Raw genomic sequence first — 21,030 nt, forward strand, 5'->3', positions numbered from 1 at the left:
CCAATACAGACTGACAATGAAAAGCCACCTTCGGGTGGCTTTTTTTTTGGTAATAACCCGCCTGAAAGAGAGGGAAAAAAGCGCAACGGCTTCAAAAAATTGCGGCTATGCTTACTCTGTCATCAAGGTAAAGAAGGGAAAAGGCGCTGGATTTTTATCAAGCAATTGGCGTGCGGCTTTCCAAAATGAGGTTAAATAATTGCGGAAAAGGTAATTATATTCTTAATAATATGATGATGTTGTGACATCTAATTAACAACCACTGTAATACTACATATCTGGAAATTTATTGTCTTAATCCAGATCAATAAATAGCGACTTATAGGAAACTTTACCGCTAGCAAAACGCCGACTAACCGGTATAAATTGCGCTGCATCAATTCAGTCTTCGTCATAATTTATCAGGAGTTTGTGCCAGGCGTTGTTATATCAATTCTGCCGCCTCCTCGTGTTACTCCTGCTTTAAATTGACTGAAAAGATCGGTTTTTAAGGGAATTTTATCACTGTTACTCGCTCTCTTCGGGCAACAGCTTTCTCTGTTCTATCAGTAACAAAACTGGAATCAATAATCAGTCGTTCCTGAATCTTGTTCTGCGCGTCAATGTCTGTTGTTTGCCGTTGTCATCCGCAGGGGAAGTTCATGCGAGGAGCAAGGAGTCATCATGTTAGATATTGTCGAGCTGTCGCGTTTACAGTTTGCCCTGACGGCGATGTACCATTTCCTTTTCGTGCCATTAACGCTGGGTATGGCGTTTTTATTGGCGATCATGGAAACGGTATATGTCCTGACGGGGAAACAAATTTATAAAGATATGACCAAGTTCTGGGGCAAGTTGTTTGGTATTAACTTTGCACTCGGCGTGGCTACCGGCCTGACCATGGAATTCCAGTTCGGTACCAACTGGTCATATTATTCACACTATGTCGGCGATATCTTCGGTGCGCCGCTCGCCATCGAAGGTTTAATGGCGTTCTTCCTCGAATCCACCTTTGTTGGCCTGTTCTTCTTCGGCTGGGATCGCCTCGGTAAGGTGCAACACCTTGCGGTGACCTGGCTGGTGGCGCTCGGTTCGAACATGTCCGCGCTGTGGATTCTGGTGGCGAACGGCTGGATGCAAAACCCCATTGCATCGGAATTCAATTTCGAAACCATGCGTATGGAGATGTTGAGTTTCTCCGAGCTGGTGCTGAACCCGGTTGCGCAGGTGAAGTTTGTCCATACCGTGGCCGCCGGTTACACCACGGGCGCGATGTTCATCCTTGGTATCAGCGCATGGTATCTGCTGAAAGGGCGCGACATTGCTTTCGCTAAACGCTCTTTCGCCATCGCAGCCAGTTTCGGTATGGCGGCGATTCTGTCAGTGATCGTACTGGGTGACGAATCCGGTTATGAAATCGGTGACGTGCAGAAAACCAAACTGGCGGCAATTGAAGCGGAATGGGAAACCCAACCGGCTCCGGCTGCGTTTACGCTGTTTGGTATTCCGGATCAGGAGACGCAGGAGAACAAATATGCGATTCAGATTCCGTATCTGCTCGGCCTGATCGCCACGCGTTCAGTGGATACGCCGGTCACCGGTTTGAAAGAGCTGCTGGCACAACATGAAGTGCGTATTCGTAATGGCATGAAAGCCTACGCGCTGCTGAACGAACTGCGTGGTGGCAGCAAAGATCCTGAGGTGCGCAGCCAGTTTGAAGCCAGCAAACAGGATCTCGGTTATGGCCTGCTGCTGAAGCGCTATACGCCGGATGTGGCTAACGCCAGCGAAGAGCAGATTCAGAAAGCGACACAGGATTCGATCCCACGCGTTGCGCCACTGTACTTCGCCTTCCGCATCATGGTGCTGGGCGGTGTGCTGATGCTGGGCATTATTGCGCTCTCCTTCTGGAGCGTGATTCGTAACCGCATCGGTAAGTCTCGCTGGTTACTGAAAGCCGCGTTGTACGGCATTCCGTTACCGTGGATTGCGATTGAAGCGGGTTGGTTCGTTGCTGAGTATGGTCGCCAGCCGTGGGCAATTGGTGAGGTGCTGCCAACCGCGGTCGCTAACTCCTCATTGACCGTTGGCGATCTACTGTTCTCAATGACATTGATTTGCGGTCTCTACACCTTGTTCCTCGTGGCGGAAATGTACCTGATGTTCAAGTTCGCGCGCCTCGGTCCGAGCAGCCTGAAAACCGGCCGCTATCATCATGAAACGCTGAAGACATCATCTCAGCCGGCGCGTGGATAAGGAGAGCGACCATGTTTGATTACGAAGTATTGCGCTTTGTCTGGTGGCTGCTGATTGGCGTGTTGCTGATCGGTTTCGCGGTCACCGATGGCTTTGATATGGGCGTTGGTATGCTGACGCGCATTCTGGGTCGTACTGATACCGAACGTCGCATCATGATTAATACCATTGCGCCGCACTGGGACGGAAACCAGGTTTGGCTGATCACCGCCGGTGGCGCGCTGTTTGCTGCCTGGCCAATGGTTTATGCCGCTGCGTTCTCCGGCTTCTACGTGGCGATGATTCTGGTGCTGGCTTCACTGTTCTTCCGTCCGGTTGGATTTGATTACCGTTCGAAGATTGAAGATATGCGCTGGCGCGGCATGTGGGATTGGGGCATTTTCATCGGCAGCTTTGTTCCGCCGCTGGTGATTGGTGTGGCGTTCGGCAACCTGCTGCAAGGGGTGCCGTTCCATGCTGACGAATATCTGCGCCTCTTCTATACCGGCAATTTCTTCCAGTTGCTGAACCCGTTTGGCTTGCTGGCGGGTGTGGTGAGTGTGGCGATGATCCTGACGCAAGGCGCAACCTATCTGCAGATGCGTACTGCCGGTGAGTTACACGTCCGCAGCCGCAGCACCGCGCAAATCTCGGCGCTGGTAATGATGGTGTGCTTCATTCTCGCGGGTGTGTGGGTGAAATACGGCATCGACGGTTATGTGCTGAAAAGCGTTATCGATCATCACGCGGCATCCAACCCGTTGGGTAAAGATGTGGTGCGTGAAGCCGGTGCGTGGATGGTGAACTTCGATCAGATGCCAGTACTGTGGCTGTTCCCGCTGTTGGGCGTGGTGTTGCCGCTGCTGACCATTCTCTGCTCGCGTATCGAGAAGGGCGCTCTGGCGTTTATCTCGTCTTCATTAACTTTGGCTTGCGTGATTATGACGGCCGGGATTGCGATGTTCCCCTTCATCATGCCATCCAGCACCGTGCCGGGCATCAGCCTGACCATGTGGGATGCCACGTCTAGCCTGCTGACGCTGAAAGTGATGACCATTGCCGCCATCATCTTTGTACCGATTATCCTGGCGTACACCGCCTGGTGTTATTACAAGATGTTTGGCCGTATCACCAAAGAACACATTGAGAGCAATACGCACTCCCTGTACTGATTAAGGAGATTGAGCATGTGGTATTTTGCCTGGATTCTTGGCACCTTGCTGGCCTGTGCGTTCGGTGTGATTACGGCGCTGGCGCTGGAGCACGTTGAAGAGAGCAGCGCGAAGGACGAGCAAGTCTGATGCGCACACTGATTCAGACGCTTTATCGTCTGATGGACAAGGGCCCGCTTCGGGCCCTTTCGCTAATCCTCGCGTTGTGGCTGGCGGGCTGTGTCATTTGGCAGCCTTCACGCTTTGCCGCGCGCACCAGTGATTTAGCGATATGGCACGGAATGCTGCTGATATGGGCCGTTTGTACCGGCGTGATACACGGCACCGGATTTCGCCCTCAGCGCCTACGCTGGCAAGCGCTCTTCTCGCCGTTGCCCGCGATGATAGTTTTAGTGGCAGGAATTTTCTGGTTCTACTATTAAGTCCAGGCTCAGGACTTAAAAACGCCGCAATTTCAGACGCTGACGTGAGGTTTTGTCAGCGTCCGGTCAAGAAACATCCTATAAATCCTTCCAGTTGTTAACCTGTGATAATTATTTTCTCGCGGCGTCAGCGGACCATTCCCAAGCCGATCTCTCTTGCGTATAGTAGCAACGTTTAAAATGAGACCGGGATGTAGAGTGAGTACAAAGCTGTTTCGCTGGCCGGTTCGTGTCTATTACGAAGACACCGATGCCGGTGGTGTGGTTTACCACGCCAGTTATCTTGCTTTCTATGAACGAGCACGTACCGAAATGTTGCGCCAGCACCATTTCAATCAGCAGGTCCTGTTGGAAGAGCAGGTGGCTTTTGTGGTACGACGCATGACGATCGATTTTGTTGCGGCTGCACGTCTGGACGATCTTCTGGAAATTCAAACAGAAGTGACCTCAATGACGCGTGCAACGATGACGTTCTCGCAGCGTATCGTGAATGCAGAAGGCAAAGTGCTAAATGAAGCAGAAGTCCTGATTGCCTGCATCAACCCACATCTAATGAAGCCAATTGCGCTTCCCAAGTCTATTGTCGCGGAGTTCAAGCAGTGACTGACATGAATGTTCTTGATTTGTTCCTGAAGGCGAGCCTTCTGGTCAAACTTATCATGTTGATTTTGATCGGCTTTTCTATTGCCTCATGGGCGATCATTATTCAGCGTACGCGCATTTTGAATGCGGCGGGGCGCGAAGCCGAAGCGTTTGAAGATAAGTTCTGGTCGGGTATCGAGCTGTCACGCCTGTATCAGGAAAGCCAGGGACGCCGCGATGAACTGAGCGGATCTGAGCAAATTTTCTATTCGGGTTTCAAAGAGTTTGCGCGTTTGCATCGTGCTAATAACCATGCGCCAGAAGCGGTCGTTGAGGGCGCGAGCCGTGCGATGCGTATCTCCTTCAATCGTGAACTGGAAACGCTGGAAACTCACATTCCTTTCCTTGGCACCGTTGGCTCCATCAGTCCGTATATCGGTCTGTTTGGTACGGTGTGGGGGATCATGCACGCCTTTATCGCCCTCGGTGCGGTAAAACAGGCCACGCTGCAGATGGTTGCACCGGGTATTGCCGAAGCGTTGATCGCGACCGCAATCGGTCTGTTTGCGGCCATTCCTGCCGTTATGGCGTACAACCGTCTGAACCAGCGCGTTAACAAGCTGGAACAGGGCTACGACAACTTCATGGAAGAGTTCACGGCTATCCTGCATCGTCAGGCTTTCTCCACCGACAACACGAAGTAAGTCGAGGTTTACGATGGCCAGAACCCGTGGTCGCGGTAAACGCGACCTTAAGTCGGAAATCAACATTGTTCCACTGCTGGACGTGCTGTTGGTGTTGCTGCTCATCTTTATGGCAACCGCGCCGATTATTACCCAGAGCGTGGAAGTGGATCTGCCGGATGCGACAGATTCAAAAACCGTCTCAACTGATGATAATCCACCGGTGATTGTTGAAGTGTCTGGTGTTGGCCAGTACAGCCTGGTGGTGGATCACGATCGTATGACGCAATTACCGCCGGAGCAGGTGGTGAGCGAAGCGCAGCGCCGGATTGAAGCCAATCCGAAAACGGTCTTCCTGATCGGCGGTGCGAAAGACGTCCCTTACGACGAAATCATCAAGGCGCTGAACCTGTTACATCAGGCAGGCGTGAAATCTGTCGGTTTGATGACGCAGCCGATTTAAAGCGAACCGTTTTTTGGGAACCGAGTGTGTCGAAGGCAACCGAGCAGAACGACAAGTTAAAGCGCGCGATAATCGTTTCGGTGATTCTGCACATCGTGCTGATCGCCTTACTGATTTGGAGCTCGTTTAACGAAAAAATCGAATCCAGCGGCGGTGGCGGTGGCAGTGATATTGACGCAGTGATGGTCGATTCCGGCGCCGTGGTTGAGCAGTATAACCGCCAGCAGAATCAGCAACGAGACAGTCAGCGCGCCGAGCAGCAGCGTCAGAAGCAGTCGCAGCAGCAGGCCGAAGAGTTACAGCAGAAACAAGCTGCTGAGCAGCAGCGCCTGAAAGAGATGGAAAAAGAGCGCTTGCAGACCCAGCAGGAAGCCAAAGAGCAGGCGAAGCAGCAGGCCGAGCAGCAGAAAGCCGCTGAAGCCGCCGCTAAGCAGGCCCAGGAACAGCAGAAAACTGCCGAAGCCGCCGCAGCGAAAGCCAAGGCTGATGCCAAAGCGGAAGCTGATGCGCAGGCAAAAGCAGCGGCTGACGCCAAAGCCAAAGCGGTAGAAGAAGCCAAGCAAGCCGCAGCTGACGCGAAGAAGAAAGCAGAAGAGCAGGCGAAAGCCGCTGCCGCTGAAGCAGCGAAAGAGAAAGCGGCGCAGCAGGCAAAAGCGGCCGCAGAATCGAAAGCCAAAGCGGACGCTGAAGCCAAAGCGCAGGCTGCTGCCGATGCCAAGGCGAAAGCGGCTCAGGAAGCCAAAGAGGCTAAAGAGCAAGCGGCTGCTGAGGCGAAGGAAAAAGCCGCAGCAGAAGCCAAAGAGAAGGCTGCCGCCGAGGCGAAAGCCAAGGCCGATGCGGCTGCTAAGGCAAAAGCGGATGCAAAAGCGAAAGCGGCTGCGGATGCCAAAAAAGCCGCCGCTGAAGCTGCGAAGAACGAAAATGCGGTTGATGACCTGTTAGGTGGTTTGTCTTCTGGTAAGAATGCACCGAAAAGCGGCACCGCATCGGGTGGCGCTGCAGGGCAGGGCAATCAGAAGAAAGCGGGCGCGTCAGGCGCAGATATCAATAATTATCTGGGGCAAGTGGTCGGGGCGATTCAGAGCCGTTTCTACGATGCAGATTTGTACAAAGGTAAAGAGTGTAACCTGCGTATTAAACTGGCACCGGATGGTTTGCTGATTGACGTTAAATCGGAAGGTGGCGACCCCGCCTTGTGTCAGGCGGCAATTGCTGCCGCGAAGCAGGCGCGGATTCCGAAGCCGCCTTCGCAGGCGGTGTATGAAGTGTTTAAAAACGCACCGATGCGTTTCAAACCAGAATAATGCAGTAACGTACGGCAGGTTGAACTAAGGTTAGCTTGCCATACTCTATGAGTACTCGTGTTTTTCAGGAACTGTGCGAATTATCATGAACCTCTGGTTCAGGTAAGGGAGAAAAAATGAAGCAGGCACTTCGTGTAACCTTAGGTTTTTTTGTACTGCTGTGGGCAGCAATGCTTCATGCAGAAGTCCGTATTGAAATTACGCAGGGCGTTAACACCGCACGTCCTATTGGTGTGGTTCCGTTCCAATGGGCTGGCCCAGGCGCGGCACCAGAAGACATCGGCGGGATCGTTTCTGCTGACTTACGTAACAGCGGTAAATTTAATCCGCTCGATCGTTCTCGTCTGCCACAACAGCCAGCCAGCGCACAGGAAGTTCAACCTGCCGCATGGAGCGCATTGGGTATTGATGCGGTCGTAGTTGGTCAGGTAACGCCTAACGCTGACGGCAGCTATCAAGTTGCCTATCAGTTGGTGGACACCGGCGGCGCGCCAGGCACCGTGCTGGCGCAGAACTCTTATAAAGTGACTAAGCAGTGGCTGCGTTACGCAGCGCACACCGCCAGTGACGAAGTGTTCGAAAAGCTGACCGGCATCAAAGGCGCATTCCGTACTCGCATTGCCTATGTGGTACAGACCAATGGCGGTCAGTTCCCGTATGAGTTGCGCGTGTCGGATTACGATGGCTACAACCAGTTTGTGGTTCACCGTTCACCGCAGCCATTGATGTCTCCGGCCTGGTCGCCAGATGGCAGCAAAGTGGCTTACGTGACCTTCGAAAGCGGCAAATCTGCGCTGGTGGTTCAGACGCTGTCTAACGGTGCAATCCGTCAGGTGGCTTCTTATCCGCGTCACAACGGTGCGCCAGCCTTCTCACCAGATGGTTCTAAACTGGCCTTCGCGCTGTCGAAAACCGGTAGCCTGAACCTGTATGTGATGGATCTGGCTTCTGGTCAGACGCGTCAGGTGACTGATGGTCGCTACAACAGCACTGAACCAACGTGGTTCCCGGACAGCCAGACACTGGCTTACACCTCGGATCAGGCCGGTGCGCCCCAGATTTATAAAGTTGGTATCAACGGCGGTGCGCCACAACGTATTACCTGGGAAGGTGCGCAAAACCAGGATGCGGATGTGTCAACTGACGGCAAAACTATGGTGATGATCAGCAGCGCCGGTGGCGCTCAGCACGTCGCCAAACAGGATCTGGTAACGGGAGCCGTTCAAACAATAACGGACACGTTCCTGGATGAAACGCCGAGTCTGGCGCCAAACGGCACAATGGTAATCTATAGCTCTACTCAGGGGATGGGTTCCGTGTTGCAGTTGGTTTCAACCGACGGGCGTTTCAAAGCGCGTCTTCCGGCAACTGATGGACAGGTCAAATTCCCTGCCTGGTCGCCGTATCTGTGATGCATAGGTCCCCTGCACGGCGGGGGATTAAAATGTATGGCAAACAAAATAATAGGATAAAGAAATGCAACTGAACAAAGTGCTGAAGGGTTTGATGCTGGCTCTGCCGGTTATCGCAGTAGCTGCATGTAGCTCACACAAAAACAACAACAACGATCAGACTGGTATGGGCGCTAACGACGGTGCTTACGGTGCTGGTCAGAACGGCGGTAACATGTCTTCTGATGAGCAAGCGCGCCTGCAGATGCAGCAGCTGCAGCAGAACAACATCGTTTACTTCGGTCTGGACAAGTATGACGTGGCTTCTGACTACGCTCAGATGCTGGATCAGCACGCTGCATTCCTGCGTGGCAACCCGTCATACAAAGTGACCATCGAAGGTCACGCGGATGAGCGCGGTACGCCAGAATACAACATCGCTCTGGGCGAACGTCGTGCAAGCGCCGTTAAGATGTATCTGCAAGGCAAAGGCGTTTCTGCTGATCAGATGTCTATCGTTTCTTACGGTAAAGAAAAACCAGCTGTACTGGGTCATGACGAAGCGGCTTACGCTAAAAACCGTCGTGCCGTACTGGTTTACTAAGAAAATATCATGATGAGTAACTTCAGACTTCATCTGTTGAGTCTGTCGTTACTGGTTGGTTTAGCGGCTCCTTTGGGGGCCGCTAATGCCCAGGCGTCAATCAGTAGCGTTGGCTCAGGCTCGGTCGAAGACCGCGTCACCACTCTTGAACGTATCTCTAATGCCCAGGCTCAGCTTTTGCAGCAATTGCAGCAGCAGATGAGCGACAACCAAAGCGATATCGATTCGCTGCGCGGGCAAATCCAGCAAAATAGCTATCAGCTTAATCAGGTGATTGAGCGCCAGAAGCAGCTCTATCAGCAAATCGACAGCCTTAGCTCCGGCAGTAACGGTGCGCAGGCGAGCGGTGGTGCTGATGCCGCTGCAGCGGGCGCTGCGGCTTCTGCGGATAGCGGTAGCAGCGCCAGTTCGGCCGCGCCAGCGCAAACCGGCGATGCCAACACGGACTACAATGCTGCGGTTGCGCTGATTCTGGAGAAGAAGCAGTACGATCAGGCGATTACTGCCCTGCAGGCTTGGGTGAAGAAATATCCTGATTCTACCTATCAGCCGAATGCCAATTACTGGTTGGGTCAGCTGTATTACAACAAGGGTAAAAAAGACGATTCGGCTTATTATTTTGCCACTGTGGTAAAAAACTACGCGAAATCGCCAAAAGCCCCGGAAGCGCTGTTTAAGGTTGGCGTGATCATGCAAGAGAAGAACGACACGGCGAAAGCCAAGGCTGTCTTCCAGCAAGTGATCAAACAATTCCCAAATAGTGATTCTGCTAAGCAGGCGCAAAAACGTCTTGCCGGGTTGTAATTTGTGCTTAAAAGACCGGATTTCGTGTGATTTCTGGTCTTACAGCATGAAAGGTAAGCAATTGAGACATTTAGTGGAAAATAAGGGTTGCGCCCTCCCGCTAAATCAGTAATATATGCCGCCGTTGCCGGGACATATCTTAACAAGTATCGGCAGCACTGAAGATGGGTCGTTAGCTCAGTTGGTAGAGCAGTTGACTTTTAATCAATTGGTCGCAGGTTCGAATCCTGCACGACCCACCATCTCAACCCGTTGTAAGAGAGATGATTTCTTCAGTAAGCTTCACAACCTTGATGGGTCGTTAGCTCAGTTGGTAGAGCAGTTGACTTTTAATCAATTGGTCGCAGGTTCGAATCCTGCACGACCCACCATCTAGTAAAGGTTGTAAGCCCCACAGCGGGTCGTTAGCTCAGTTGGTAGAGCAGTTGACTTTTAATCAATTGGTCGCAGGTTCGAATCCTGCACGACCCACCAGTTATGTAGAAAGGCGCCCTAAAGGCGCCTTTTTGCTTTTCTACGTTTTAATAAAATTTTAGCAGTGTTGCTTTGGGATGGGTGCCGGGCTCTAAAAGGCGGGACGGATCGCGAAGACATATCACATCCCTGTGGATCGGCCTCGCAAGTACTCGCCTCATCCATGAGGCTCGCCCGCAAGCGGGCAACGCTTCGCGTTGTGCAAAAACGCTCCCGGCGTTTTTGTCCATGGCTCGGACGCTTCGCTCCTCCGCTCCCGCCTTTTAGAGCTATCAGGCTCAAGAGTCGCTTCTAAATAAGTGCACATATTTGCATGAAGGCGGGGATAAGGGGCGGTGGAGTATAGCTTCCGGCGCATGGATGCGCCGGCAGAGCCTACAGGGATGTATCCACGGCGACTTTACGCAACCGCCCCTTATTTCCGCCTGAAACGCACTATTCAGATTTCTTAACCGGCGTCAGACTTTTCCAGATATGCAGCACCGCATAGCTGCGCCACGGTCGCCAAACCTGCGATAACTGCTCCGCCACTTTGGCACTCACGCCGCCGAGATTATTACGAATCGCAATATCCTCTTTGGGAAACGCATCAGGCCAACGCAGCGCACGCATCGCGATATAACTTGCCGTCCACGGCCCAATGCCTTTTAGCGCAAGTAGCTGCTGCTGAACCACGTCTGGATTCACCGCACCGTTAAAGCGTAATGCGCCAGAAGCACAGGCCTGCGCCAGTGCCTGAATGGCATGTGAACGCGCACTGACAATCCCCAGACTGGCGATATCATCGATACTCGCCGCCGCCAGCGACTCCGCATTCGGCGGCAAACGTGAAAGTTCTGACCACGGCGTTACCAGCGGCTCACCAAAGCGCTGTGCCATTCGGCTGCTAAGCGTGGTCGCCGCTTTCACGGTAACCTGCTGGCCGAGTATCGCACGCACACCCAACTCAAAGCCGTCAAACGCACCAGGAACGCGTAAACCGGGAAAGCGCGACAAGCTCTCGGCTAATAGCGGATCGTGGCTTAGGTGCTCTGCTATGCGCTGTGGCTGCGCATCCAGGTCAAACAGATCGCGCAGACGACGCAGCAAAGCGGGCAGCACTGGCGTCAGAGACGTCGTAAATTGCACCTTCAGCGACTGTTTTTCCGCAAGATGGCTCACGCGCACCCAGCCGCGACAGTTGCCCAGCGCCACCGTACGGTGATAAATGCCCTCGTTCACCCATTCCACCTCCTTCATCACGCGCTGTTGCAGGAAATCGAGCATCGCATCCCAATCGTAAGGCGGCCGATAACTCAGGCGTAGTTCGGCGCTCTCTTGCGTGGTCTTCACGGCGTCGGGTTGATTCTGCTTGCGCAGGCGGGAAGGCGTCATGCGATAGCGCGCCTGGAACACATCGTTATAGCGCCTCAAACTGCGGAAGCCGCTGGCGTAAGCAATTTCTGTTACCGGTAGTGAGGTTTCTGTCAGAAGTTGCTTAGCCAGCAGCATACGACGCGTCTGACGCAGCTCTAAAGGCGATACGCCGAGCTCCTGCTGCACCACGCGACGCAATTGACGTTCACTGAGGTCAAACTCGCCAGCGATGTCTGCCAGCGTCTCCTGCTCTTCCAGCAAGCCCTCTTCGATGCGGCGAATCAAACGATCGGCAATGCGGTGATGGCTATCCACCGGCGCAGAGCCGGGCGCCAGTTCCGGACGGCAGCGTAAACACGGACGGAAGTGCGCTTTCTCGGCGGCCTCTGCGCTGCTAAAAAACAGGCAGTTCTTCTGCATCGGCGCTTTCACTGGACAAATGGGGCGGCAATAAATGCCGGTGGATGTCACGCCAACAAAAAACAGCCCGTCGAAGCGGCTATCGCGCGACGTCAGCGCCTGGTACGCAATTTCAGCATCAAACATCATCGTCTCCGGCAAATAAACGGCATGGTCGCGCAAGCTGAACAGGAAAACTCGCTGCTTTCGGACAGCTAACCAGTTTATGCTGATGACCGAAAACAGCCAGTTTCCTGCGGCGGAAATGCGATAATCGCCAGCAGAGAATATGCCGGAGGTGCACCATGTATCATGCCAAAATCATCGCGACGCCCGTTGGTGAGCTCACGCTTGTTGCCACCGATAAAGGATTGTCGGCGATTCTGTGGGAAAACGAAGGGGCGCAGCGCGTGCCGTTGAAGCCGATCAACCGTAACGATCAGCATCCGATTCTGTGTGAGGCCGAACGCCAGCTGCGCGAATATTTCGCCGGTGAGCGTCAGCAGTTTGATATGCCGTACGACACCGTCGGCACCGAGTTTCAGAAAAAAGTGTGGCAGGCGCTGCTCACCATCCCGTTTGGAGAAACGCGCAGCTACCTGCAAATCGCCGAGCAGATCGGCAATCCGAAAGCGGTGCGCGCCGTGGGCGCAGCGAACGGTAAAAATCCGCTGTCGATTATGGCGCCGTGCCATCGCGTGATTGGCAGCAACGGCAAACTCACCGGTTTTGCAGGCGGACTCACCGTTAAAGCCTTCCTGCTGGAGCTGGAAAGTCCGCAGAAAACGTTGAGCAGCGCATTGTTGCTGTAGAGCGCGCAAAAAAGAGACGACACTCTCGCGCAATTCCGCTATCGTGTTTAGCATATAAAACACGATAGCGGTTTTGATGCCGCATCATTGCCGTAACCGGCAATTTTGTTAAATTGAGAAAACGAGAGCCGTGTCATGAGCCTGATGTTCGATCCTGAAAGCGCGATCTATCCTTTCCCGCCTAAACCGGCACGTCTCAGCGACGATGAAAAAGCCCACTACAAAAACAAAATCAAACGCTTGCTGAAAGAACGCGATGCGGTGATGGTGGCGCATTACTACACCGATCCCGAAATTCAGGCGCTGGCGGAAGAGACCGGCGGCTGCGTATCGGACTCACTGGAAATGGCGCGTTTCGGCAGCACCCATCCCGCTAAAACCTTGCTGGTGGCGGGCGTGCGTTTTATGGGTGAAACCGCAAAAATCCTTAGCCCGGAAAAAACCGTGCTGATGCCCACCTTGCAGGCGGAATGCTCGCTCGATCTCGGTTGCCCAATTGAAGAATTTAACCGCTTCTGCGATCAGCATCCCGATCGCACTGTGGTGGTGTATGCCAACACCTCGGCGGCGGTTAAAGCGCGTGCGGATTGGGTCGTCACCTCGAGCATCGCGGTTGAGCTGATTGAGCATCTTGACAGCCTCGGCGAGAAAATCATCTGGGCACCGGATCGCCATCTCGGCCGCTACGTCACGCAAAAATCCGGCGCGGATGTGCTGTGCTGGCAGGGCGCCTGTATTGTGCATGACGAATTCAAAACACAGGCTTTGCAACGCATGAAGGCGCTCTATCCGGATGCGGCGGTGCTGGTGCATCCTGAATCACCGCAGGCGATTGTCGATCTGGCTGATGCGGTGGGATCCACCAGTCAGCTGATTCAGGCGGCGCAAAGTTTGCCGCATCCGCAGATGATCGTCGCCACCGATCGCGGCATCTTCTACAAAATGCAGCAGGCGGTGCCGAACAAAGAGCTGCTGGAAGCGCCCACGGCGGGTGAGGGCGCAACCTGCCGCAGCTGTGCGCACTGTCCGTGGATGGCGATGAACGGCCTGAAAGCGATTGCCGAAGGACTGGAGCGTGGCGGCAGCGCGCATGAGATCCATGTGGATAGCGCATTGCGTGAGGCCGCGTTGCTACCGCTCAACCGCATGCTATCCTTTGCTGCAGATCTCAAACTTAAAATCAAAGGGAATGCATGACGGGCTCCCGTTACACAGGCACCTTATATGGACTTCTTTAGCACGCAAAATATTCTGGTTCACATTCCGCTCGGCGTTGGCGGCTACGATCTCTCATGGATCGAAGCCGTTGGCACCATTGCTGGCCTGCTGTGCATCTGGCTCGCCAGCCTTGAGAAAATCATCAACTACTTTTTTGGACTGATAAACGTCACGCTGTTTGCGGTGATCTTCTTCCAGATTCAGCTCTATGCCAGCTTGTTGCTGCAACTGTTCTTCTTTGTCGCCAACGTTTACGGCTGGTACGCGTGGAGTCGGCAAACCTCTAACAACGAAACGGAGCTGAGAATTCGCTGGCTGCCGCTGCCGAAAGCATTGGGTTGGGGCGCGGCGTGCGTGGTGGCGATTGCGCTGATGACGGTGTACATCGATCCGGTCTTTGCTTTCCTGACCAAAACAGCGGTCGGCATTATGCAGAGTCTGGGGCTTAACGTGGCGATGCCGCAACTGCAGCCTGACGCGTTCCCATTCTGGGATTCGTGCATGATGGTGCTGTCGATTGTGGCGATGATTTTGATGACGCGAAAATATGTTGAGAACTGGCTGCTTTGGGTGGTGATCAACGTTATCAGCGTGATGATCTTTGCGCGTCAGGGCGTATATGCCATGTCACTGGAGTACGCGATTCTGACGCTGATTGCGCTTAACGGTTCGCGCCTGTGGATGCAAAGCGCACGCGAACATGGCTCGCGCGCGCTGTCCCATCAGTGATGATGAGCGTGACCTTCCAGCGCAGCATGATCGTGGTGATCGTGGTGATCGTGCTGCGCGGCGCTATTATCTAAACACAACTCGCAGTCCGGCCCGCTGCACGGCTGATACTCCATCTGCACCGTGGCGTGGGCAATCTGATAGTGCTCATGCAAATAGTGGTGAATGCGCTTAAGCAGGCCGTCATGATCGTATGGCGGAATCACCTGCACATGCAGCGTCAGCACCGGTTTTTCACCCACTTGCCACAAATGAACGTGATGCACGTTACGTACTTCATCGATATTGCGCGTCAGCTCGCGTGACAGTTTATCCGCGTTGATATGGCCCGGCGCACCTTCCAGCAACTCATGCAGGCTCTCGCGCAGCAGCGACCAGGCGCTACGTACCACCAGCAATGACACCAGCAGCGACAAAATCGGGTCGATTGGCGTCCAGCCGGTCAGCATGATGATCACCGCCGTGACAATCGCACCGACCGAACCCAGTAAATCGCCCAGCACATGCAATGCCGCCGCACGCACGTTGAGATTCTTCTCTTCGCTGCCGCGATGCAGCAGCCAGAACGACAGCAGATTGGCCAGCAAACCGGCAATGGCGATGCCGAGCATCAATCCGCCGGCAATCGGCTGGGGTTCATAGAAGCGACGCAGCGCTTCCCAGACAATCAGCACCGTAATCACTAATAGCGCAATGGCGTTGACGAACGCCGCTAAGGTGGTGAGACGCAGCAAGCCGAAGGTATGGCGCGCGTTAGGCTTGCGCTGAGCAAACTGCACCGCGAGTAACGCCATCAGCAGCGCGGCGGCATCGGTCAACATATGTCCGGCATCGGCCAGCAGCGCCAGCGAGCCAGAAACCAGCCCGCCGATCACTTCGGCCACCATAAACAGCGCCGTTACGGCAAACGCCGCGGCCAGTCGTTTGCGGTTGCCGTTAGCGGTCCCGTGAGAATGCGTGTGTGCCATAATTATCCAGTTGTTTAAGTAACCTGTTTGTTAATGATATCAGTAAATTGAGATCATCAAGCGGCAACTGCTGCTGTTTAACCTGCTCAATCAACTGCTGACAGCGCTCGGCAACCTCATCAACCCCCAGCATCAACCAGCTGCCCTTCATGCGGTGTGCGGCCTGTTCCAGCACCGTCCAATTTTGTGTATCGCGCGCGTTCAACAGCAAATCCCGATCCTGTTGCAGCGTGCGCTGCAAGGTTTGACAGATGCGCGGAATAAATGCCTGATTATCCTGCGCCAGAATCAGTAAGCTGTTTGGCAAGACATCCAATGGATCTTTTACTGCGCGCGCCAGCAGCGGTGCCAGATGATCGAGCTCAATGGGTTTGAGCAGCAGAGCTTCGTCATCCAGCAAGGCGATTTTCAGCAACTGAACATCTGCAGAGCAGAGCACGCGCAGCGAGGTGCTGCCGCGCTGGCGCTGACGACGGCGCAGAATACGCAGCAGCGTTAAACCATCCGGGCGCGGCATCATCTGGTCGATAAACAGAATATCGAAGGCGCGCTGAGCATCGGCGCGCAGCAGCGCTCGGCCCTCTTCAAATACCTGCGCCTCAACGCCAAACATCGCCAGCTGCTGCTGCATCACCAAAAGATTGGTCGGGTGATCGTCCACAATCGCCACGCGCAGCTGCGGGTAAACAGGCCAGTTGGCTGTGCGCTCGGTTAACGGCTCTTGGCTCACGACTAATGGCAACTGCACGCTGACCGTGGTGCCGCTGCCCGGTGCTGAAGTGAGCGTTAGCGTACCGCCCATTCGTTGCACAATCTCGCGACAGATAAACAAACCTAAGCCGCTGCCTTGCACCGCATAGCTTTTGCCGGACGGCGCCTGATACCACGGCTCAAACAGTTTTGCCTGCTCGTTAAGCGGGATGCCGCTGCCGGTGTCGGTGACCGTAAGCTGGATGTGCTCACTGACCGCCAGCGACAGGCGCACTTCGCCTTCGCGGGTAAACTTAAGGGCGTTGGCCACCAGATTATTCACTACCTGCTGCAGGCGATCGCCATCCATCAACACGCTGGCAGGCAGCGGCGTCAGGGCTTCGGCAATCAGGTTCGGCCCGGCATCGCGCATTAAGGGATGATAAAACTGCTGCTGTTGCTGCAGCCAGAGCGTCAGATTGAGCGGGCGCGGTGCCAGACGGAAGCTCTGGCTCTCAATACGCGCGTGATCCTGCAAGTCGTTCAATAGCGCCATCAGCGACCGCGCGCTGCTGTGCATCAGCGCCAGCCGTTCACTCGGATGCTGCTGCTGTTCCAGCTCCAGCAAACCGAGTATCGCCTGCATCGGCGTGCGCAGTTCGTGGCTGGCAGTGGCAAGAAACTGGCTTTTGGCGGCATTGGCGCGTTCGGCCTGCTCACGCTGCAATCGGTCACGACGCTGCTGCCAGTAACGACGCGCCAGCAAGCCCAACAGCAACAGAATAATTACGCCTGCCGCAAGCAAAATCATCAGCGGAATATTGCGCATCGCCATCGTCGTGCCGGGCTGCGGCGGCTGTGACCAGCTGACGCGCATCTGGTTGAGCGTATCAGGCGGGATTTGCTGCAATGCATGGTCGAGCAGGGCGCGCAGCTCAGGCTGTTCATCACTGACCTGCGGCGCCAGCGGCCAGGCGATATCGCTGGCAGCAAACGCCAGATGCACACGATTATCTTCGTGACTCGCCATACGCCAGCGGGCAGAGAGCACGTTATCTACCAGCGCATCGATCTGACCGTTATTTAGCGCTTGCCACAGCTGCGTCCGATCGTCGAACGGCTGCGGCGTAATACCTGACGGCAGCAAACGTATGGCGAGATCGTCGCGTAATACGCCCACGCGCTGGCCTTGTAACGATTGCCAGTTCATTGGCTGATGCGTGGCAAGCGTGTAAATGCCCCAAATGGCGCGCCATACCGGCAAAGTATTGCTGCCGGGATCGTCGCCATACAGCGGCTGCAACAGGTTGAGCATCACCTGCTGTTGCTGCAGTAGCGTGGCGGCCTGCTGCGGATTGTTGACCCAGCGCGGGGTAAAACGCAGGCCGGTACTTTGGCTCAGCGCGTTCAGCATGTCGATGCCGAAGCCGCGCGCGTTGCCGCTGCTGTCGCGATAACTCCATGGCGCGTTATCCGCCTCAACCGCATACGGAATCTCAGTATGTTGCGCCAGCCACTGCTTTTCGCTGGCCGACAGCATCAGAGTTTGTGTGTCCTGATAACGCAGCAGCGGCGGGCTCCAGCGCTGCTGGACCCGACTGCTGAACTCGGCGGGCAGCAGGCGCAGCTGGCTGTTAAGCCAGTGGATCAGCGCGGCATTGCGCGTCATTGCGCGTAGCGTTAATTCGCCCGCGCCAGGATCGGCAGTGATTTGGTAAATTTGTCCTTGCTGCAGCTGGCCCAGCAAGAAACCGGCGCTAGCTTCATCGGCGACCAGATAATCGCTTTGCTGATTGAGCAGCGCATACAGCGCCTGCAGATCGCCCGGCAAGGTGTGCCAGCGATGCTGCTGCACAAATTCAGTGGGCAACTGCGCCAGCGTCGCTTCGGCAATGGTGAGCTGCGCGGTTTCGCTATTGAACATCACCGCGCGCTGATTATCCCGGTTGCGATAGATGCGAATCGGGCTGCTGTACCAGCTGTCGCTGAGCAGCACATCGGATGGGAGCTGGGCATGTTGATTACTTAACACCAAATCCACCTCGCCGCGCTGCAAGGCTGCCAGTTGCTGCGCGCGATCGGCATAGCTTTGCAGCGTGAAATGCGTACCGGTCAACTGGCTTAGGGCGCTGAGATAGTCGGCGTCGATGCCCCAGATGTGATCGCCAATACGCATCGCCCAGGGTGCGCTGTTTTGTGCCGGCACCGCGACGCGCAACGTTGCGCCAGGCCACGGCTCGGCGTGCGGCGCTGGCATCATCGCGGGTAGCATCACGCTGCTGGCGGGTTGCAGATCGGCTTTCGCCATCACACTCAGCAGCAGCGTACACAGCAGCAAACAGATCCTCACTGCTGCGCTTTCCACAGCTCAGCCAGCTCAACCACCGACTGTACGCCGGTTTTCTCCAGGATGTTCTTCTTGTGGGTGCTAACGGTTTTATTGCTGATATGCAATTGTTCGCCAATCTGCAGATTCGAGAGGCCGCGCACCAGCAGCGCTACAATCTGCTGCTCTTTCTCGGTTAACGGCAGTTCGATACGTTCCGGCAGCGGCGGAAAAGCCTGCTGGCCGCCTAGCACCGCCAGAATCGCGCTCAGCAGTTGCGCCATGCTTTGGCTTTTCACCACGTAACCGGCAGCGCCAAGCGACACGGCGCTGAGCAGCGTGTGGCGGCTCTGCTGCGCGGAATAGATCAACACCGGGCAGTGCTGATTACGCACGCGCAACCGGCGCAGCAGTTCGAGTCCGTCGCAATCGGGTAAACCGATATCCAGCACAATTAAATCGATGGGATGTTGTTGAAGCAGTTGGCGCGCCTGCGCTTCGTCGCCAGCGGCGTGAATGTTCAACGTGATAGGAGCGTTAACGCAAGCCGCTTCCAGTGCGACGGCAACTAACGGGTGATCATCAATAAGCAGCAATGAAGCCATGAAACAGTTCCTGTGAATTTCATTGCTTCAGCATAGCGGAAAAGGGCGGGGGGCAAAATAAAAGGGAGAGCCGAAGCTCTCCCTTAATCAAACAGAAGGAAACTTATTGCGAAGTACCGTCTGTTTTATGTTTCACGTGGCCGCCACCCTCTTTAGTGTCGACTTTTTTATTCATGTCCGGGCATTTGCCGTCTTTGCACATGCTGTTTTTGTGCACCTGGTTGGCTGACATATTGCTTGAGTCAGTGCCTGACGTTGCTGCGCTGTTGGTATTGGTGCTACCGCTGTTAATTTTGCTGTTATCAACATTATTAGGTGGCAGATTTTGTTTTGCACCGCCAGCTGCCGCACCGGCTTCAGCTGAAGCGTTGGCCGCACCATTGTTGTTATCCGCAGCCATTACAGCACCGCTACCCATGGTCATCGCTGCTGTCAGAAAGATCATTGCAAACTTATTCATCATTATGCTCCAGTAATTAATGGATAGTTGCCGTCTAACACCCGCTGGTGTTGAGTGACGAAAATAGCGTGCCGCGATGGAATAAAATCCACCTTATACGCTTCACTTAAAAATTTAATTTTGCAAACACATCATTCCTTAGTGCTTACAATTAAAAAGTTTAGTGCATGGATATATAAATGCAAATTTGAGATGTACATTTTAAGCGCGGTGCGTAATTTACACCCACCGCGCGAAGGGCTAAAGTGGGCGGGTTGCGCCCGACGGACGTTGGGCCAGAAATTTGAATGGAATTGTGTATGGATTACCAGAACGATGATTTACGCATCAGAGAGATCAAAGAGTTACTGCCTCCTGTTGCTTTGCTTGAAAAATTCCCCGCCACCGATAAAGCGGCTGCAACCGTAGCGCAGTCACGTCAGGCGATTCACCGCATTCTTCATGGCGAAGACGATCGTCTGCTGGTGGTGATCGGTCCGTGCTCAATTCACGATACCCAGGCTGCGCAAGAGTATGCGACGCGCCTGCTGGCACTGCGTGATGAGCTGAAAGACGATCTTGAACTGGTGATGCGCGTTTACTTTGAAAAACCGCGCACCACGGTGGGCTGGAAAGGGCTGATCAACGACCCATTTATGGATGGCAGCTTCCAGATCAATGACGGCCTGCGCCTGGCGCGCAAGCTGCTGGTGGATATCAACGATATCGGTTTGCCAGCCGCCGGTGAGTTCCTCGATATGATTACGCCACAATATATGGCCGATTTGATGAGCTGGGGCGCGATTGGCGCACGTACCACCGAATCGCAGGTGCATCGCGAACTCTCTTCCGGCCTCTCTTGCCCGGTTGGCTTTAAAAATGGTACCGACGGCACCATCAAAGTGGCGATTGACGCCATTGGTGCGGCCAGCGCGCCACACTGCTTCCTGTCAGTCACCAAATATGGTCACTCGGCGATTGTCGAAACCAGTGGTAACGAAGATTGCCACATCATTCTGCGCGGCGGCAAAGAGCCGAACTACAGCGCCGAACACGTGGCGGCCGTGAAAACCGGTCTGGAGAAAGCAGGCTTGCGTCCGCAAGTGATGATCGACTTCAGCCATGCTAATAGCAGCAAGCAGTTCCAACGTCAGATGGTGGTTGCCGACGACGTGGCACAGCAAATTGCCGGTGGTGAGCAGGCGATTACTGGCGTGATGATCGAGAGTCATCTGGTGGAAGGTAATCAGAGCCTCGAAAGCGGCAAACCGCTGGTGTACGGCCAGAGCGTGACCGATGCCTGTATCGGCTGGGAAGACACTGAGAAGGCGTTGCGTCAGCTGGCTCAGGCGGTCAAACAGCGCCGCAGCTAAGC

21 protein-coding genes and 3 tRNA genes are annotated in these 21,030 nt (G+C 54.6%); 19 read left to right on the plus strand and 5 right to left on the minus strand.

Annotation, left to right across the window (positions count from 1 at the left end):
• Nucleotides 1-16: 16 nt before the first annotated feature.
• From K5Y32_RS01795 to K5Y32_RS01865, 15 genes are all read left to right on the plus strand, one after another.
• Nucleotides 17-199 (plus strand): hypothetical protein, encoded by a 183-nt coding sequence (locus tag K5Y32_RS01795; protein ID WP_222181647.1) that lies wholly within the window; start codon nt 17-19, stop codon nt 197-199.
• A gap of 464 nt (nt 200-663) precedes the next feature.
• On the plus strand, nt 664-2,235 hold the full coding sequence (gene cydA, locus K5Y32_RS01800; RefSeq protein WP_101763213.1) for a cytochrome ubiquinol oxidase subunit I: 1,572 nt from the start codon (nt 664-666) through the stop codon (nt 2,233-2,235).
• An 11-nt stretch (nt 2,236-2,246) separates the two neighbouring features.
• Nucleotides 2,247-3,386 carry a cytochrome d ubiquinol oxidase subunit II gene (gene cydB / locus K5Y32_RS01805; RefSeq protein ID WP_101763212.1) on the plus strand — a complete coding sequence of 380 codons (1,140 nt, stop codon included), beginning with the start codon at nt 2,247-2,249 and terminating at the stop codon, nt 3,384-3,386.
• Nucleotides 3,387-3,401: 15 nt separating this feature from the next.
• Nucleotides 3,402-3,515 (plus strand): cytochrome bd-I oxidase subunit CydX, encoded by a 114-nt coding sequence (gene cydX / locus K5Y32_RS01810; protein WP_007890642.1) that lies wholly within the window; start codon nt 3,402-3,404, stop codon nt 3,513-3,515.
• Nucleotides 3,515-3,808: a cyd operon protein YbgE gene (ybgE, locus tag K5Y32_RS01815; protein ID WP_101763211.1), complete on the plus strand. Its 294-nt coding sequence runs from the start codon at nt 3,515-3,517 to the stop codon at nt 3,806-3,808. Before cydX ends, ybgE begins: the two co-directional genes overlap by 1 nt.
• 180 nt (nt 3,809-3,988) lie before the next feature.
• Nucleotides 3,989-4,411, plus strand: coding sequence for a tol-pal system-associated acyl-CoA thioesterase (gene ybgC, locus K5Y32_RS01820; protein WP_255602487.1), 423 nt, complete (start codon nt 3,989-3,991; stop codon nt 4,409-4,411).
• A complete protein-coding gene (tolQ, locus tag K5Y32_RS01825; RefSeq protein WP_101763210.1) occupies nt 4,408-5,094 on the plus strand; it encodes a Tol-Pal system protein TolQ in 687 nt (228 codons plus the stop codon). The genes ybgC and tolQ overlap by 4 nt, the downstream gene beginning before the upstream one ends.
• Before the next feature lie 13 nt (nt 5,095-5,107).
• Nucleotides 5,108-5,536, plus strand: coding sequence for a colicin uptake protein TolR (tolR, locus tag K5Y32_RS01830; RefSeq protein WP_008107389.1), 429 nt, complete (start codon nt 5,108-5,110; stop codon nt 5,534-5,536).
• Nucleotides 5,537-5,562: 26 nt separating this feature from the next.
• On the plus strand, nt 5,563-6,840 hold the full coding sequence (gene tolA / locus K5Y32_RS01835; protein WP_222181649.1) for a cell envelope integrity protein TolA: 1,278 nt from the start codon (nt 5,563-5,565) through the stop codon (nt 6,838-6,840).
• A gap of 116 nt (nt 6,841-6,956) precedes the next feature.
• Nucleotides 6,957-8,252 (plus strand): Tol-Pal system beta propeller repeat protein TolB, encoded by a 1,296-nt coding sequence (tolB, locus tag K5Y32_RS01840; protein WP_101763208.1) that lies wholly within the window; start codon nt 6,957-6,959, stop codon nt 8,250-8,252.
• Nucleotides 8,253-8,316: 64 nt separating this feature from the next.
• Nucleotides 8,317-8,835: a peptidoglycan-associated lipoprotein Pal gene (pal, locus tag K5Y32_RS01845; RefSeq protein ID WP_101763207.1), complete on the plus strand. Its 519-nt coding sequence runs from the start codon at nt 8,317-8,319 to the stop codon at nt 8,833-8,835.
• Nucleotides 8,836-8,844: 9 nt separating this feature from the next.
• Entirely contained in the window at nt 8,845-9,639 is a 795-nt protein-coding gene (cpoB, locus tag K5Y32_RS01850) for a cell division protein CpoB (RefSeq protein ID WP_101763206.1), read from the plus strand.
• Between the two features lie 166 nt (nt 9,640-9,805).
• Nucleotides 9,806-9,881: transfer RNA gene (locus K5Y32_RS01855), tRNA-Lys, on the plus strand.
• Between the two features lie 53 nt (nt 9,882-9,934).
• A tRNA-Lys gene (locus K5Y32_RS01860) sits at nt 9,935-10,010 on the plus strand.
• A 27-nt stretch (nt 10,011-10,037) separates the two neighbouring features.
• Nucleotides 10,038-10,113, plus strand: a tRNA-Lys gene (locus K5Y32_RS01865).
• Between the two features lie 435 nt (nt 10,114-10,548).
• Here K5Y32_RS01865 and K5Y32_RS01870 read toward each other — a convergent pair.
• Nucleotides 10,549-12,015 carry an AlkA N-terminal domain-containing protein gene (locus tag K5Y32_RS01870; RefSeq protein WP_222182868.1) on the minus strand — a complete coding sequence of 489 codons (1,467 nt, stop codon included), beginning with the start codon at nt 12,013-12,015 and terminating at the stop codon, nt 10,549-10,551.
• A gap of 158 nt (nt 12,016-12,173) precedes the next feature.
• Here K5Y32_RS01870 and K5Y32_RS01875 point away from each other — a divergent pair, with 158 nt between their 5' ends.
• The 3 genes from K5Y32_RS01875 to pnuC all read left to right on the plus strand — a co-directional run bounded on the left by K5Y32_RS01875 (nt 12,174) and on the right by pnuC (nt 14,627).
• Nucleotides 12,174-12,680: a methylated-DNA--[protein]-cysteine S-methyltransferase gene (locus tag K5Y32_RS01875; RefSeq protein ID WP_222181650.1), complete on the plus strand. Its 507-nt coding sequence runs from the start codon at nt 12,174-12,176 to the stop codon at nt 12,678-12,680.
• 135 nt (nt 12,681-12,815) lie between these two features.
• Entirely contained in the window at nt 12,816-13,877 is a 1,062-nt protein-coding gene (nadA, locus tag K5Y32_RS01880) for a quinolinate synthase NadA (protein WP_222181651.1), read from the plus strand.
• A 27-nt stretch (nt 13,878-13,904) separates the two neighbouring features.
• Nucleotides 13,905-14,627, plus strand: a complete 723-nt coding sequence (gene pnuC / locus K5Y32_RS01885) for a nicotinamide riboside transporter PnuC (protein WP_176971410.1) — start codon at nt 13,905-13,907, stop codon at nt 14,625-14,627.
• Here the strand turns inward: pnuC and zitB are convergent.
• From zitB to K5Y32_RS01905, 4 genes are all read right to left on the minus strand, one after another.
• Nucleotides 14,621-15,595 carry a CDF family zinc transporter ZitB gene (gene zitB / locus K5Y32_RS01890; protein ID WP_222181652.1) on the minus strand — a complete coding sequence of 325 codons (975 nt, stop codon included), beginning with the start codon at nt 15,593-15,595 and terminating at the stop codon, nt 14,621-14,623. The two genes, pnuC and zitB, sit on opposite strands and share 7 nt — an antisense overlap.
• Nucleotides 15,564-18,650: an ATP-binding protein gene (locus tag K5Y32_RS01895; RefSeq protein WP_222181653.1), complete on the minus strand. Its 3,087-nt coding sequence runs from the start codon at nt 18,648-18,650 to the stop codon at nt 15,564-15,566. Before K5Y32_RS01895 ends, zitB begins: the two co-directional genes overlap by 32 nt.
• Nucleotides 18,632-19,216: a response regulator transcription factor gene (locus tag K5Y32_RS01900; protein ID WP_137385389.1), complete on the minus strand. Its 585-nt coding sequence runs from the start codon at nt 19,214-19,216 to the stop codon at nt 18,632-18,634. The genes K5Y32_RS01895 and K5Y32_RS01900 overlap by 19 nt, the downstream gene beginning before the upstream one ends.
• Nucleotides 19,217-19,319: 103 nt before the next feature.
• The gene (locus K5Y32_RS01905; protein WP_192236776.1) at nt 19,320-19,676 is read right to left on the minus strand and encodes a YbgS-like family protein; all 357 of its coding nucleotides are present in this window, start codon (nt 19,674-19,676) and stop codon (nt 19,320-19,322) included.
• Nucleotides 19,677-19,975: 299 nt separating this feature from the next.
• Between K5Y32_RS01905 and aroG the strand changes: the two genes are divergently transcribed.
• Nucleotides 19,976-21,028, plus strand: coding sequence for a 3-deoxy-7-phosphoheptulonate synthase AroG (gene aroG / locus K5Y32_RS01910; protein WP_222181654.1), 1,053 nt, complete (start codon nt 19,976-19,978; stop codon nt 21,026-21,028).
• The last annotated feature ends 2 nt before the right edge of the window (nt 21,029-21,030 follow it).

Origin of the sequence: Pantoea sp. DY-15, assembly GCF_019795935.1 — a bacterium.
GTDB lineage: Bacteria > Pseudomonadota > Gammaproteobacteria > Enterobacterales > Enterobacteriaceae > Pantoea > Pantoea leporis.

Coding starts and splice junctions, on each gene's coding strand:
- K5Y32_RS01795 (WP_222181647.1), top strand. CDS start 17: ATGAAAAGCCACCTTCGGGTGGCTTTTTTTTTGGTAATAACCCGCCTG.
- cydA (WP_101763213.1), top strand. CDS start 664: ATGTTAGATATTGTCGAGCTGTCGCGTTTACAGTTTGCCCTGACGGCG.
- cydB (WP_101763212.1), top strand. CDS start 2,247: ATGTTTGATTACGAAGTATTGCGCTTTGTCTGGTGGCTGCTGATTGGC.
- cydX (WP_007890642.1), top strand. CDS start 3,402: ATGTGGTATTTTGCCTGGATTCTTGGCACCTTGCTGGCCTGTGCGTTC.
- ybgE (WP_101763211.1), top strand. CDS start 3,515: ATGCGCACACTGATTCAGACGCTTTATCGTCTGATGGACAAGGGCCCG.
- ybgC (WP_255602487.1), top strand. CDS start 3,989: ATGAGACCGGGATGTAGAGTGAGTACAAAGCTGTTTCGCTGGCCGGTT.
- tolR (WP_008107389.1), top strand. CDS start 5,108: ATGGCCAGAACCCGTGGTCGCGGTAAACGCGACCTTAAGTCGGAAATC.
- tolB (WP_101763208.1), top strand. CDS start 6,957: ATGAAGCAGGCACTTCGTGTAACCTTAGGTTTTTTTGTACTGCTGTGG.
- pal (WP_101763207.1), top strand. CDS start 8,317: ATGCAACTGAACAAAGTGCTGAAGGGTTTGATGCTGGCTCTGCCGGTT.
- cpoB (WP_101763206.1), top strand. CDS start 8,845: ATGATGAGTAACTTCAGACTTCATCTGTTGAGTCTGTCGTTACTGGTT.
- K5Y32_RS01870 (WP_222182868.1), bottom strand. CDS start 12,015: ATGTTTGATGCTGAAATTGCGTACCAGGCGCTGACGTCGCGCGATAGC.
- K5Y32_RS01875 (WP_222181650.1), top strand. CDS start 12,174: ATGTATCATGCCAAAATCATCGCGACGCCCGTTGGTGAGCTCACGCTT.
- nadA (WP_222181651.1), top strand. CDS start 12,816: ATGAGCCTGATGTTCGATCCTGAAAGCGCGATCTATCCTTTCCCGCCT.
- pnuC (WP_176971410.1), top strand. CDS start 13,905: ATGGACTTCTTTAGCACGCAAAATATTCTGGTTCACATTCCGCTCGGC.
- zitB (WP_222181652.1), bottom strand. CDS start 15,595: ATGGCACACACGCATTCTCACGGGACCGCTAACGGCAACCGCAAACGA.
- K5Y32_RS01900 (WP_137385389.1), bottom strand. CDS start 19,216: ATGGCTTCATTGCTGCTTATTGATGATCACCCGTTAGTTGCCGTCGCA.
- K5Y32_RS01905 (WP_192236776.1), bottom strand. CDS start 19,676: ATGAATAAGTTTGCAATGATCTTTCTGACAGCAGCGATGACCATGGGT.
- aroG (WP_222181654.1), top strand. CDS start 19,976: ATGGATTACCAGAACGATGATTTACGCATCAGAGAGATCAAAGAGTTA.